We start from the raw sequence: 13,575 nt of genomic DNA on the forward strand, positions 1-13,575 counted from the left end.
GCCTGCCCGGTCGGCGTCCGTCCTTTCTCCGTCTGTCAGCCTGAGGAGTCTTCCCGTGTCTTCCGATTTCGTCGCTGCCATCGACCTCGGGTCGAACAGCTTCCACATGGTCGTCGCGCGCATCAGCGACGGCCACGTCCAGATTCTCGACCGCTTGCGCGAAATGGTGCAGCTTGCCGCCGGACTCGACGACCACAACCGCCTGTCGGCGCAAGCCCAGCAGCGCGCCCTCGACTGTCTGGCGCGCTTCGCCCAGCGTCTGCGCCACATCCCGCCGGCGCGCCTGCGCATCGTCGGCACCAACACCCTGCGCCAGGCGCGCAACAGCGCGGAGTTCGTCGCTCGCGCCGAGCAGGCTCTCGGTCATCGCGTCGAGGTCGTCAGCGGCCAGGAAGAGGCGAGGCTGATCTATCTTGGCGTCGCGCACAGCGTCGGCGATCTTGCCGGACAGCGCCTGGTGATCGATATCGGCGGCGGCAGCACCGAGCTGATCATCGGTGAGGCTTTCGACCCGCTGCATCTGGCCAGCCTGCGCATGGGTTGTGTCAGCCTCAGCCGCGCCTGTTTTGGCGATGGCCGGGTGACGGCCAACCGCTTGCGCCAGGCCGAACTGCTGGTGCAGCTGCATCTCGAACCCGTCCGTGAGGAATACCTCGCGCGTGGCTGGCAGATGGTGACCGGTGCCTCCGGCTCGATCAAGGCGATCCAGGAGGTGATCGTCCGCGAGGGCTGGGGTCGCGAGGGGATCACGCTCGACGCGCTGCGCCGGCTGCGCGGCGCCCTCCTGGAAACATCCGACATGGCGGGCCTCAGCAGCCGCTGGCAACTCGAGCCAGAGCGTGCACGAGTTTTCGCCGGTGGCTTCGTGGTCCTGCATGGACTCTGCGAAACACTCGGCATCGAGCGGCTCGAGGTCTCGGAAGGCGCCTTGCGCGAGGGGTTGATCTACGATCTGCTCGGTCGCATCCGGCATGAGGACGTGCGCGACCGGACGATTGCCGACATCATCCGCCGTTTCGCTCTCGACCAGGCACAGGCCGAGCGGGTCAGCGCGACGGCGCTCGATCTGCTGCGCCAGGTGCGCAGCAGATGGGGTCTTGCCGGCAAGGAGGCGAGACATGTGCTCGAACGGGCCGCCCGCCTGCACGAGATCGGCCTGCTGCTGTCGCATGACCAGTACCACAAGCACGGCGCCTATGTCCTCGAGCATGCCGACCTGCCAGGCTACTCGCGCGATGACCAGCTATTGCTGGCAGTTCTCGTCCGGCGTCACCGGCGTTCCCTTCCCGCCGATGCGTTCGCTGCCCTGCCGAAGGCTTCTGCTGGCGCCGCCCGGCGTCTCTGCACGCTCCTGCGTCTGGCCGTCGTCCTGCATCGCGGTCGCAGCAGCGAGCCACTGCCGCCGATCGCCCTGCAGGTCGACCGGCAGCGCCTGCACCTGCTCTTCCCGGGGGGCTGGCTGGCAGCCCATCCGCTGACTCGGGCCGACCTGCAGATCGAGGCGGCGCTGCTCGCCAAGGCCGGCTTCGCGTTGCGCTTTGGCGACGCCCGGCAACGCGACCGGCAGCTGCAGCCCAGCACCTCCTGAGCGGGCGGCGAGTGCGGGCCTGGCCATTTCTCCTGTTGCCACCGCTGCTGGCGGCGTCGCTGTTGCCGGTGCTCACCGAGCGGCAGCCGCTGGTCAGCCGCAGCGACGGCATCGCCGCCAGCTCGATCGTCGAGGTCCGGCGTTTGCTGGCCAACCACGATTCCGGTCGCCTGCAGGACGGTGACGAGCGCACGGCCATCATTCCCGCCGGCTTGCTCGACACCGCCATCGACCATTTCGCCAGTCGCACTCTCGGGGCGCGTGCGGCGTTCGTCATCATCGGGCGTAGCGGCGAGCTTCGTCTGAGCATCCCCCTGCGGGGCCTGCCCGCCAGGCGCTACCTCAACCTGTCGGCTGTCATCGCCGCAGCCGATGGGCACCCACGGATCGACTCGGCTTCTTTGGGCGCGCTGCCGCTGCCCGGGTGGCTGGCTGAAGCCGCCGCCGGCACGGCGATCCGCGCCGCCGGCTTGGCCGGGCAGTGGCAGGTCGCGGCACGGGCCGTAAGACGGGTGGACTTCGATGCTGCCGCCAGCCATGTCGTCCTCAACTACGTCTGGCAGCCGGAACTGCTCGAGCAGCTCCGCCCACTCGCCGTCACGCCCGCAGACATGGCCAATCTGCGCAATGCCCAGGCCGCCCTGGCTGGGCTCCTCGACCACCGCGCCGGGGTGGTACCGCTGGGACAGGTTCTGACGCCGCTCCTGGCTTGCTGTGGTGAAGCATCGGCTGGCCATGGCCGCGCCGCGCTGCTCGTCCTGGCAGCACACGTCTCCGGCAACTCGCTCTCGCGACTGCTGCCGGAGGCACGATCCTGGGCCCGCCCACGACGCGTCAAACTGAGCCTGCACGGTCGCCATGACAGCGCCCAGCACTTCGTCGTCTCGGCGGCGCTCGCCGCCTGGGCGGGTGAATCGGCAGCCGACGCGATCGGCCTTGACAAGGAAATGCGCGACGCGCGCAGCGGTAGCGGATTCTCCTTTGCCGATCTCGCCGCCGACCGTGCCGGCAGCCGCTTCGGCGAGCTGGTTGCGGCGAACTCGCCGCGTCTGCAGGCGGCATTGCAGCGCCCCCTGAGCGACAGCGACCTGGCTCCGTCGCTTGCAGGGCTGCCCGAAGGCCTGTCGGCAGCCGAATTCGAACGCCGCTTCGCCGCCCCGGAGAGCGCGGACTACCGGCAGGTCAAGAGCGAGATCGAGCGTCGCCTCCGCGCGATGCCGCTCTACCGCTGACGGCTGGCAGCGGGCAACGGCGACCGGCTGCGATCCTCAGCGCCTCAGCGCCGGCGGCGGCCGGCGACCCAGAACCAGATCAGCGACGCCGCCTGCGCCACGAGCAGGACGAGAAAGGTGCTGCGGTGCGCCATCGCCGGGCTCAGCCCGTATCCCTGCAGCAGATCGATCAGCAGGCCGAGCCCCCACTGGACGCCGAAGGCACCGATGAAGACCATCAGGTTGAAAGCCGTGTTCGCTCGACCCGAAAGGGACAGCGGGAAACCGCCCGCCGCCTGCGAATACGCCAGCGTGCCAAAACTGGAGAAGGTCCCGTAGACCAGCCAGAGCAGGTAGCTCTGGTGCAGCCCTCCGCTGACGATCAACGCCAGCGTGACGAGTGAAATGCTGAGGCCGGCGCCGAGCAACTGCACTGGCTTGATCCCGCGTCGCGCGAGGGCGGTGGCGAGGAGGCCGATGAACACGTAGGCGAGCAGCATGGAGCCGCTCATCCCCGCCATGTGCTCGGCGGCAACGGCGCGCGTGTAGCCGTTGACCTGCATCAGCCAGGAGATCGACCACAGGCTTTGCACCGCCATGAAGCCGCCGGTGAGGCAGAGGCCGAGCGGCGCGAAACGCCAGAAATGGGCGCTGCCGAAAACCACCTTCACTCCCTCCCACTGCGTCGCGACGCTCTCCGGCCGGCCTGTCCCCTGCTCTTCCGGAACACTGACGAACAGCCAGCCGGCGACGAAAAACGTCAGCCCGGCGAGGACGGTGAAGACTTCTCGCCATCCGGTCAGTTGCAGTGCCGCTTCCAGCGGTGCCGTCGCCGCCAGCGCGCCGAGTCCGCCCGAGGTCATGATCCAACCGGTCAGTGAAGCCTGACGTTCGGCCGGAAAGCTGAGCGAAAACGCCTTGAACGCTGCCATCAGGCAGGCGGACACGCCGAGGCCGATCAGGCCTCGGCCGACGGCAAGGTCGACGATTCCCTGGCCCATGGCGAAGGTGGCGGCACCGGCGGCGGCGACCAGGAGGAGCGCCGACTCAACCCGGCGTGCGCCGAAACGGTCGAGCAGCATACCCAGCGGCAGCTGAGCGGCGGCGAAGGCGAGGAAGTAGGCGCTGGTCAGCAGACCCAGGTCGCCGGCACCGAGTTTCAGCTCGTCGGACAGTACCGGTCCGATGACCGCGTTCGCCGTCCGGTAGAGGTAGGAGAGGAAGTAGGCGCCGGCAAAGGGAAGGAAGAGGCGCAGCCACAGCATCGCCTACGCGGCTCCGCTGATGGCGGCAGCCGTGCGGCGTTCTGCAGGCGATGACCTCTCCATGGCGCTCAGTCGGCATTCCACAGCCAGGCTGCGCCACGGACGCCCGAAGAGTCGCCATGCCTGTTGCGCAGAAGCCTCGTCTGAACGACATCGGAGAAGACGTGCCGGCGCCACAGTCGCGGCACCGACCCGTAGAACCGGTCGATGTTCGAGAGCCCGCCACCGAGCACGATCGCATCCGGGTCAACGATGTTCACCACCATGGCCAGCGCCTTCGCCAGGCGTCGCTCATAGCGCTGCAGCGTCGCCTCGCAGGCAGCATCGCCACTGCTCGCCCGGCTGCTGATCTCCACGGCGCTCAGCGCAATGCCAGTGTGGCGAAGATGATCGGCAGCCAGCGCCGGCCCCGAGAGCCAGGTCTCGATGCAGCCACGGCTTCCGCAGTAGCATCGCGGCTGCTGCTGCTCCTCCTCCTCGTCCGGCAGGGGCAATGCATTGTGCCCCCACTCGCCGGCAATCCGGTTGGCGCCCGTGAGCACCCGCCCGCGGACGACGAAGCCGCCGCCAACCCCCGTACCGAGGATGACGCCAAAGACCGTTTCCGCGCCTGCGGCGGCGCCGTCGGTTGCCTCGGAGAGCGCGAAACAGTTCGCGTCGTTGGCCAGACGCACCTCGCGCTGCAAGATGTCTTGCAGGTCGTTGCGCAGCGCGTGGCCGATGAGCCACGTCGAATTGGCGTTCTTGATCCGACCATCGACCGTAGACTCGGCGCCCGGCATGCCGACACCGACGCTGCCCTGCTGCCCGAGATCCCGCTCGGCCGCCACCACCAGCTCGCCGATGGCGGCCAGCGTCCCGTGGTAGCTGCCGCCCGGGGTCGCCCGCCTTCGCCGAAGGAGGACCTGTCCGCCGTCGTCGAGCGCCACCAGCTCGATCTTGCTGCCGCCCAGGTCCACACCGAGTCGCAAGGTCGCACCTCTCCCTGATCATCCCGTTGCGCAGTCGCCAGCCGGCCGCTGTGCTGTCGACCGGCATCGCCCAACGCCGGCAGGATGGGGGAGAACGCAGCGGAATGCAATAGCCCGCAGGCATCCGCGAAAGGAGCGCTTTGCTCTTGCATCGGCTGGTGGCAGTCGGTATACTCCGCGCCTTTCGACTGATCCGCAGCATTTCAAGGGGACCCGACTCATGGCCAACAGCGCTCAAGCCCGCAAGCGTGCTCGCCAAGCCGTCAAGCAGCGCGCTCACAACACCAGCCTGCGCTCGACGCTGCGCACGGCGGTGAAGCGCGTCCAGAAGGCGATTCTGGCGGGCGACAAGGCTGTCGCCCAGAGCGTCTATCAGGACTCGGTGTCGGTCATCGATCGCATCGCCGACAAGAACATCATCCACAAGAACAAGGCGGCACGCCACAAGAGCCGGCTGTCGGCGCAGATCAAGGGTCTGGCCGCCGCCTGAGGCGAAGGCTAGCGACAGCGAGGCGGCGCCGGCAGGCGCCGTCTTGCGTTTACCCCCCGTCCGCTGCCGCCTGCGGCCAGCCGAACCCCGGCGGTTGCCAGTCCTGACGGCGCCGAAGGCCGGCCGATAGGGGTTATAATCGCCGCCGCAGGTAGTCGCGGAAAGCGCCACCTGCTTCCAGGACGACTGACGACATGCTTGCGACGGGGAATGCTATGGCTGTGGTGAATATGGACATGGAGCGGGCTCGCTTCAACATGATCGAGCAACAGATTCGCCCCTGGCAGGTGCTGGACCCAGCCGTACTCGACATGCTTGGCGAGGTGAAGCGTGAGGACTTTGTGCCGGAGGCATTGCAGGCACTTGCCTTCGCCGACGTCGAGTTGCCCATCGGCAACGGCCAGACCATGCTGCAACCGAAGATCGAGGCTCGCGTGCTGCAGGAACTGGCGATCAGAAACACCGACATCGCCCTCGAAGTCGGTACCGGCAGTGGCTACATGGCGGCCCTGCTGGCCTCGCAGGCGGAGTACGTGTTCAGTGTCGAGATCGACCCGGTCCTGGCCGAGAACGCCAGGCAACGGCTGCAGCAGGCCGGGGTGGTGAACGTCACGGTGGAGACCGGGGACGCATCAAGAGGATGGTCCGGTCCATCGCCCTACGATGTGATCCTCATCTCGGGCTCGCTTCCCGAGTTGCCGCAGGCCTTTCTGCAGCAACTGAAGGTGGGTGGCAGGCTGGTCGCGTTCATCGGCCGGGCTCCGGTGATGGAGGCTCGCCTGATCGTCCGCACGGGGGAACAGGCCTACAAGACTCGCAACCTCTTTGAAACCGTGGTCAGCCCGTTGACCGCGCCTCAACATTCGGGCTTCGTCTTCTGAGACGAGGCCCACCACGAGTGGCAGAGTGAGGCCGCGGCGCGCTGCCTGGCGCTTGCGCGATCCGGGCCGAAAGTGAGATAGCTCGATGCTTCGTCCTCATGGCTCGGGAAAGCCGGCCTTCCTGCTGTCCGGCTTTCTCCTTGCCGGTTCGGTGATGGCGGCCGACCTGCTGCAGGTCTATCGTGATGCCCTCGCCTACGATGCGCAGTACGCTGCGGCGCGAGCTGCCGCCGAAGCCGGGCGGGAGAAGCAGCCGCAGGCGCTTGCCGGCCTGCTGCCCACGGTCGCCGCGACCGCGAATACTTTTGCCAACGACGCCAGGTTCGACACACGGATCAATGGCAGCGCGATCAACGTCAGCACCCGCAGCAGCTTCAACAGCAACGCCTACAACGTCAACCTGACGCAGCCGTTGTTCCGCTGGCAGAACTTCGTCCAGTACGACCAGTCCAGGCTGCTCGTCATGCAAACAGAGGCCAGCTTTGCGCAGGCCGGGCAGGATCTGATCCTGCGCGTCTCGCAAGCATATTTCGACGTCCTCGTCGCGATCGAGAAGCTGCGCGCGGTGCAGGCCACCAAGACGGCAATCGCGCAGCAGCTCGAGCAGGCCAGGAAGAACTTCGAGGTCGGTACGGCAACCATCACCGATACCTATGAGTCGCAGTCACGCTTCGACCTGGCGACGGCACAGCAGATCGCCGCCGAGAACGAGCTGGAAGTGAAGCGTTACGCCTTGCGCGTGCTGGTTGGCAGGGATCCCGGCGAACTCAACCGGCTGAAGCAGAACGCGGTCATGGAAGCACCGCAGCCCGCGAGCATGGATCCGTGGGTCGAGGCTGCCGAGCGCGACAGCTTCGTCGTCCAGGCGCAGGAAGCGGCGGCCGAGGCCGCCGCCAAGGCGGTCGAGATCAACCGTGCCGGTCACTTCCCGACCGTCGACGTGGTCGCCAACTATGGCCAGAACAACGGTCCTGGCCAGTCCGGGCTGGGCTCGGTCGACACGACGACGCGGCAGATCGGCCTGCAGGTCAATATTCCTCTCTTCCAGGGTGGTGCGGTCAACTCACGTACCCGTGAAGCGGCCGCCCGTCGCGACGCTGAACGGGCCTCGCTCGACAACATCCGCCGCACCTCGGCGCTGAACGCGCGTCAGGCCTACCTTGGTGTGGTCAACGGCCTTGCCGAGGTGCGGGCGCTGGAAGCCGCGCTGCTGTCGAGCCTCAGCTCGCTCGAGTCGAACCGGCTCGGCTACGAAGTCGGCGTCCGGATCAACATCGATGTCCTCAATGCCGAGAACCAGGTCTTGGTGACGCGCCGGGATCTGGCGCGAGCCCGCTACGATACCCTGCAGAACCAGCTCAAACTGAAGGCAGCCGTCGGCACCCTGAACGAGGCCGACGTCGAACGGATCAACCTGCTGCTCGAGGCGCCATGAGGCTCTCGATCAGCGCTACCGTCCGTTCGGTGGCGCCTCGATGCGCCTGGCTGAAGCGGCTCGCTGCAGCGCGCATGCTGGCCAGCTGCAGCGGCTGCTGCAGGAGTTCTGCGGCGGTTGCAACGGCCTCGTCGGCTGTGGCGACGCGGCGGGCGGCGCCACAGGCGATGGCGTCCACGCTGGCCTGGGCGAAGTTGAAGGTGTGCGGTCCGAGCAGCACCGGGCAGCCGCAGGCTGCCGCCTCGATCAGGTTCTGTCCGCCGAAGGGCAGGAGCGTGCCACCGATCACTGCGATCTCGGCCAGCGCGTAGTAAGCCGGCATTTCTCCCATGCTGTCCCCCAGCCAGACGCGCGTTTCCTCGTCCGGCAGACTGCCACTGCTGCGTCGGCAGGCGGTCAGTTGTCGGCTGGCGATCAGCTCGGCGACCTCGGCGAAGCGCTGAGGGTGTCGGGGCACGAGCAACAACAGGTGGCGATGCGGCAGGCGGGCGAACGCGTCGAGCAACAGCGCTTCCTCGCCCTCGCGCGTGCTGGCAGCCAGCCACACCTGGCGGCGGCCGAGCGCTTGCCGCCAGTGCGCTCCGAGGCGCAGCTTCTCGGGCGGCGGCGTGACATCGAACTTCAGATTGCCGCAGACGACCGTCTGCCTGGCGCCGACGGCCCGCAGGCGCTCGGCGTCGGCCACCGTCTGTGCGGCGATCGCGTCAAGAGCTGCAATCGCTGGCTGGCTGAGGCCCGCAAGGCGGGCATAGCCGCGTTGCGAGCGGCTTGAAAGGCGGGCATTGACCAGTGCCAGCGGCAATCCTCGCCGCTTTGCCGCGGCGATCAGGTTGGGCCATATCTCCGTCTCCATCAATAACCCGACCCGCGGCCGGTAATGATCGAGAAAGCGGCCGCAGGCAGCCGGCAGGTCGTAGGGAAGGTACGCCTGATACAGACGGTCGGGGTGACGTTGCACGAGCTCACGGCCGGCCGCCCGGCCGGTCGGTGTCATGTGGGTCAGCAGCATGCGGTGTTCGGGGAAGCGCTGCAGCAGCAATTCGACCAGCGGCTCGGCGGCGCGGGTCTCGCCGACGGACACCGCATGCAGCCAGATCAGCGGTCCGCCCGACGATGGTGGGTAATGGCCATGCCGCTCGCCAATGTGCTGCAGGTATTCGGGCTGGCGACGGGAACGCCAGAGCAGGCGCAGCCAGACCAGTGGCATGGCCAGATGAAAGAGGAGCGAATAGAGCAGGCGGATCACCGACGCAGTGCCCGTTCGGCGGCCGCGATGACGTCGGCCGGTGTGGGCGGCCTGCCGGTGTTGCCCAGGTTGCGGACGAAACCGTCGCCGAACACCCCGGTGAGCGACGGATCGGTCGCCACGTAGAGGGCGATCACCGGCACGCGCAGGGCTGCGGCAAGGTGTGCCAGGCCGGTGTCGACGCCAATCACGACGCCCGCCCCTGCCAGCAGCGCCGCGACTTCCCGCAGACCGAGTGGTGGCGCGACCATGGCGCCGGCGACGGCAGTGGCGATGCGTTCGGCCCGCTCGCGCTCGCGCGCGTTGCCGGCCGGCAGCACCGCGGTCACACCGGCTCTCGACAGGGCGCGACCGAGCGCGTGCCAGTGGGCCTCCTGCCACAACTTGTCGTCACGGCTGGTGGCCGTCAGCAGGACGGCAAAGGGTCCACCCGGCCGCCAGCCGATGTCGACGGCCGGCGGCGATATCCCGTAGTCGAGTGGCAGGTCCACCGGGTAGTCGAAGGCCGCGGCCGCCAGCCAGCGGTTGCGCTGTACGGCGTGCAGGTTGCACGGAATGACGAAGGTGTCGTCGTAGAAGCGGGCGGCGAAGGATTCGCGCGCCGCTTCAGCGGCGTAGCCGAGTCGCCGTCCCTGCGCCAGACGGCCAACGAGAGCGCTCTTCACGAGGCCCTGGGTGTCGAGAACGAAGTCGTAGGTTCGCGACCGCAGCCGTTGCCGGAAGTCCCGCATCTCGCGCCAGGTGGCGACCCGGCCGAGCTGGCTGCGCCAACGCCGGATGGCCACCGGAATCACCTCGCCAATCGCCGGGTGCAGGCGTGGAATGTCGGCGAAACTCTCCTCGACGCACCAGTCGATCTCGGCTTCGGGGAAACTGCGCCGCAGGTCGCTGACTACCGGCAGGTTGTGAATTACGTCACCAAGAGACGAGGTCTTGAGCAGTAGGATGTGCATCGCCGGGTCAGGGTGACGGGATCGGTGGCAGCCGTGAAGTGCGCATTATAGGACCTCGGCGAGCGTCGCCGGGCGACCTCGGCCGGCTATAATCCTGCCTCGCGCGAGCCCTGCGTGGCAAGTCGGTTCCGTCTGGAGACGATGCAAATGAAACCCCCTGTGATTCGTCCGGTCATCCTCTGCGGAGGGTCAGGAACCCGGTTGTGGCCACTCTCGCGGACCCACTACCCGAAGCAGTTCCTTTGCCTGGTCGATGACTACTCTCTGTTGCAGAACACCTTGCGCAGACTCGACGGCCTCGACGGCCTCGGCAGGCCGATTGCCGTCGCCAACGAGCACCATCGTTTCCTGGTAGCCGAGCAGTTGTTCGAGATCGGCCTCAAGGCCGACATCCTGCTCGAGCCGGCAGCCCGCAATACGGCGCCGGCGGTCGCCGCCGCAGCCGTCGGGGCACTCGCCGACGCCGGCGGCGACGCGCCGCCGCTGCTGCTGGTACTTCCGTCCGACCACGTCATCGCCGGTGTCGCCGCGTTCCAGGAGGCCGTTCGGGCGGCGATTCCGCATGCCCAGGCGGGGGCGCTGGTGACCTTTGGTGTCCTGCCGGACCGGCCGGAAACGGGCTATGGCTATATTCGACGCGGCGCTCCGCTGGACGGCGGCTATGTTCTCGACCGCTTCGTCGAGAAGCCGGACGCGCAAACGGCGAAGACCTACCTCGACGCTGGCGACTACTTCTGGAACAGTGGCATGTTCCTGTTTCGTGCCGACAGCTTTCTCGACGCGTTGCAGCGCTTTGCGCCGGTCATGCGCCAGCAGGTGGCCGCAGCCTGCGAGGCGGCACGACGGGATCTCGATTTTCTCCGGCTCGACGAGGCTGCCTTCGCCGCCAGCCCATCGAACTCGATCGATTATGCGGTCATGGAGAAGACCGATCACGGTGTCGTGATTCCCCTCGACGCCGGCTGGAACGACATCGGCGCTTCGGATGCGCTGGCGACCGTCGGCCAGGTGGACGGCGATGGCAACGCGCGACGCGGCGACGTGAGCAGCATCGATACCAGCAACTGCGTGCTGTTCTCCGAAGGCAGGCTGCTGGCGACGGTCGGTGTCAGCGATCTGGTGGTGATCGCGACACCCGACGCGGTGCTCGTAGCCGACAAGGCGAAGGCACAGGACGTCAAGATGCTCGTCGATGATCTGAAGCGCGCGGGGCGCTGCGAGACGGAGTTCCGCCATGTCGTCCATCGACCGTGGGGCAGCTACGAAGGTCTCGCACATGGCCCACGCTACCAGGTCAAGAGGATCCTGGTGAAGCCCGGCGCCAGTCTGAGCCTGCAGAAGCATCACCATCGGGCCGAGCACTGGGTTGTCGTCAAGGGCACGGCCGTGATAGCTCGCGGCGACGAATCGCTGCTGCTTTCCGAGAACCAGTCGACTTACATTCCGCTCGGGGTCGTCCATCGGCTGGAAAATCCGGGAAAGATCGACCTCGAGATCGTCGAAGTGCAGTCCGGCAGTTACCTTGGCGAGGACGACATCGTCCGTCTCGAAGACACCTATGGCAGATGACCCTCGGCTCGCGGTCGGTTCGCCGGCGGCAGCCGCACGCGAAGGCTTGTGCACATGATCCTGGTTACTGGCGGCGCCGGATTCATTGGCGCCAACTTCGTACTCGACTGGCTGGCGACGAGCGACGAGCCGATCATCAATCTCGATCGGCTGACCTATGCCGGCAATCGGCAGAGCCTTGCCTCTCTGAGCGGCGACGGGCGTCACATCTTCGTGCATGGCGACATCGGCGACGGTGAACTTGGTGCCCGCCTGCTCGCGCAGTACGCGCCACGAGCGATCATCAACTTCGCTGCCGAGTCACACGTGGACCGCTCGATCCACGGCCCTGCCGACTTCATCCAGACCAACATCGTCGGTACCTTCCAGTTGCTCGAGAGCGTGCGCACGTACTGGAAGGAACTGCCGGAGGATGGTCGACGGAGCTTCCGCTTTCTGCACGTGTCGACGGACGAGGTCTATGGCTCGCTCGCGCCGGACGCCCCGGCGTTCACCGAGGATCACCCGTATCAGCCGAACAGCCCCTATTCGGCGAGCAAGGCAGCCAGCGACCATCTGCTGCGCGCCTACCACCACACCTACGGCCTGCCGGTGCTGACCACCAATTGCTCGAACAACTACGGTCCCTACCAGTTTCCCGAGAAGCTGATCCCGTTGATGATCGTCAACGCTCTGGCGGGCAAGCGGCTGCCGGTGTACGGTGACGGCCAGCAGATTCGCGACTGGCTTTATGTCGGCGATCACTGTGCGGCAATCCGGCGCGTACTTGCTGCCGGCGTTCCGGGCGCCACCTACAACGTCGGTGGTGGCAACGAGAAGGCAAACCTGGATATCGTCCACACCGTCTGCGGACTGCTGGACGAACTGTGCCCGCGCCCTGACGGCCGGGCCTATCGCGAGCAGATCACCTACGTCACCGACCGTCCCGGCCATGATCGCCGCTACGCGATCGATGCCCGCCGGATCGAACGGGAACTGGGTTGGCGACCCGCGGAGAGCTTTGCCTCCGGCATCGACCGGACCGTTCGCTGGTATCTGGCGAACCAGGATTGGGTGCACAACGTGCAGTCGGGAGCCTACCGCGAGTGGGTCGAGAAGAACTACGCCGATCGGGAAAAAGTGGGATCATAGCCGTCTGCAAGTTCTTTCTGCCGGGAGGCGCTCTTGGGCTGGTGGCTGGCGTACGTCGCACTGGGCTTGTTCAGCGGTTTTTCGGCCGGCGCGCTGGGGATCGGCGGTGGACTGGTTCTGGTGCCGTCGCTGACCATCATCTTTGCCGCGCAGGCCGGCTTTCCAGCGACCGAGGTACTGCATCTGGCGCTCGGCACCTCGATGGCGGTGATCCTGTTCACTTCGCTTTCCAGTCTGCTGGCGCACCATCGCCACGGTGCGGTGTCGTGGCCGATCGTCTGCCAGATCACGCCGGGCATCCTGCTCGGCACGATGCTCGGGACGCTGCTCGCCGCGAGCGTCCCGGCACAGCCGCTCGCCATCTTCTTCAGTGCCTTCGTCTGTGTGGTCGCGCTGCAGATGGTCTTCAACCTGAAGCCGAAGGCGTCGCGCGAATTGCCGGGACGCAGCGGCGTCGTCATCGTCGGCATCGGCATCGGAGCCGTCTCGGCGCTGGTCTCGATCGGCGGTGGCTCGCTGACCGTCCCCTTCCTCACCTGGTGCAACGTACGCGTTCATGACGCCATTGGCACGTCGGCGGCGATCGGTTTTCCAATCGCCATTGGCGGTTCGCTGGGTTACCTGTTCAACGGCTGGGGACATCCCGGGCTGCCGGCGGGAAGTGTCGGCTTCATCTACCTGCCCGCTTTCCTCTGGCTCGTGCCGAGCAGCATGCTGATGGCACCGTTCGGGGCGAAGCTGGCGCACAGCCTGCCGGTGGCCACCCTGAAACGCCTCTTTGCCGGTCTGCTGGTCGTGCTTGCGGCACGGATGCTGTGGCGGCTGTTCGCCTGAT

At 67.0% G+C, this 13,575-nt stretch carries 12 protein-coding genes; 8 read left to right on the forward strand and 4 right to left on the reverse strand.

What is annotated here, in order from left to right; all coding sequences use genetic code 11:
- The first annotated feature begins 55 nt into the window (after positions 1-55).
- Together NFW30_RS07485 and NFW30_RS07490 are read left to right on the forward strand one after the other, a co-directional pair.
- Positions 56-1,588: an exopolyphosphatase gene (locus tag NFW30_RS07485; protein WP_295353361.1), complete on the forward strand. Its 1,533-nt coding sequence runs from the start codon at positions 56-58 to the stop codon at positions 1,586-1,588.
- 11 nt (positions 1,589-1,599) lie between these two features.
- A complete protein-coding gene (locus NFW30_RS07490; protein WP_295353359.1) occupies positions 1,600-2,820 on the forward strand; it encodes a hypothetical protein in 1,221 nt (406 codons plus the stop codon).
- 44 nt (positions 2,821-2,864) lie between these two features.
- Here the strand turns inward: NFW30_RS07490 and NFW30_RS07495 are convergent, their stop codons facing one another.
- Both NFW30_RS07495 and NFW30_RS07500 read right to left on the reverse strand, forming a co-directional pair.
- Entirely contained in the window at positions 2,865-4,064 is a 1,200-nt protein-coding gene (locus tag NFW30_RS07495) for an MFS transporter (protein ID WP_295353358.1), read from the reverse strand.
- Positions 4,065-4,132: 68 nt separating this feature from the next.
- Entirely contained in the window at positions 4,133-5,035 is a 903-nt protein-coding gene (locus tag NFW30_RS07500) for an ROK family protein (RefSeq protein WP_295353356.1), read from the reverse strand.
- A gap of 220 nt (positions 5,036-5,255) precedes the next feature.
- Here NFW30_RS07500 and rpsT point away from each other — a divergent pair, with 220 nt between their 5' ends.
- From rpsT to NFW30_RS07515, 3 genes are all read left to right on the forward strand, one after another.
- The gene (gene rpsT, locus NFW30_RS07505) at positions 5,256-5,525 is read left to right on the forward strand and encodes a 30S ribosomal protein S20 (RefSeq protein ID WP_295353354.1); all 270 of its coding nucleotides are present in this window, start codon (positions 5,256-5,258) and stop codon (positions 5,523-5,525) included.
- Between the two features lie 230 nt (positions 5,526-5,755).
- Positions 5,756-6,406, forward strand: coding sequence for a protein-L-isoaspartate O-methyltransferase (locus NFW30_RS07510; protein WP_295353424.1), 651 nt, complete (start codon positions 5,756-5,758; stop codon positions 6,404-6,406).
- A gap of 85 nt (positions 6,407-6,491) precedes the next feature.
- The gene (locus NFW30_RS07515; RefSeq protein WP_295353352.1) at positions 6,492-7,841 is read left to right on the forward strand and encodes a TolC family outer membrane protein; all 1,350 of its coding nucleotides are present in this window, start codon (positions 6,492-6,494) and stop codon (positions 7,839-7,841) included.
- Here the strand turns inward: NFW30_RS07515 and waaA are convergent.
- Both waaA and waaC read right to left on the reverse strand, forming a co-directional pair.
- Positions 7,816-9,087, reverse strand: a complete 1,272-nt coding sequence (waaA, locus tag NFW30_RS07520) for a lipid IV(A) 3-deoxy-D-manno-octulosonic acid transferase (protein WP_295353350.1) — start codon at positions 9,085-9,087, stop codon at positions 7,816-7,818. The two genes, NFW30_RS07515 and waaA, sit on opposite strands and share 26 nt — an antisense overlap.
- The gene (gene waaC, locus NFW30_RS07525) at positions 9,084-10,040 is read right to left on the reverse strand and encodes a lipopolysaccharide heptosyltransferase I (RefSeq protein WP_295353348.1); all 957 of its coding nucleotides are present in this window, start codon (positions 10,038-10,040) and stop codon (positions 9,084-9,086) included. Before waaC ends, waaA begins: the two co-directional genes overlap by 4 nt.
- Positions 10,041-10,187: 147 nt before the next feature.
- Here waaC and NFW30_RS07530 point away from each other — a divergent pair, with 147 nt between their 5' ends.
- From NFW30_RS07530 to NFW30_RS07540, 3 genes are read left to right on the forward strand one after another with little or no spacing between them, the layout of a single operon-like run.
- On the forward strand, positions 10,188-11,609 hold the full coding sequence (locus NFW30_RS07530) for a mannose-1-phosphate guanylyltransferase/mannose-6-phosphate isomerase (protein ID WP_295353346.1): 1,422 nt from the start codon (positions 10,188-10,190) through the stop codon (positions 11,607-11,609).
- A 54-nt stretch (positions 11,610-11,663) separates the two neighbouring features.
- The gene (gene rfbB, locus NFW30_RS07535; RefSeq protein ID WP_295353344.1) at positions 11,664-12,740 is read left to right on the forward strand and encodes a dTDP-glucose 4,6-dehydratase; all 1,077 of its coding nucleotides are present in this window, start codon (positions 11,664-11,666) and stop codon (positions 12,738-12,740) included.
- Positions 12,741-12,773: 33 nt separating this feature from the next.
- Positions 12,774-13,574 (forward strand): sulfite exporter TauE/SafE family protein, encoded by an 801-nt coding sequence (locus tag NFW30_RS07540; RefSeq protein WP_295353341.1) that lies wholly within the window; start codon positions 12,774-12,776, stop codon positions 13,572-13,574.
- The last annotated feature ends 1 nt before the right edge of the window (position 13,575 follow it).

It is taken from the genome of Accumulibacter sp., from assembly GCF_023806635.1.
Lineage (GTDB): Bacteria > Pseudomonadota > Gammaproteobacteria > Burkholderiales > Rhodocyclaceae > Accumulibacter.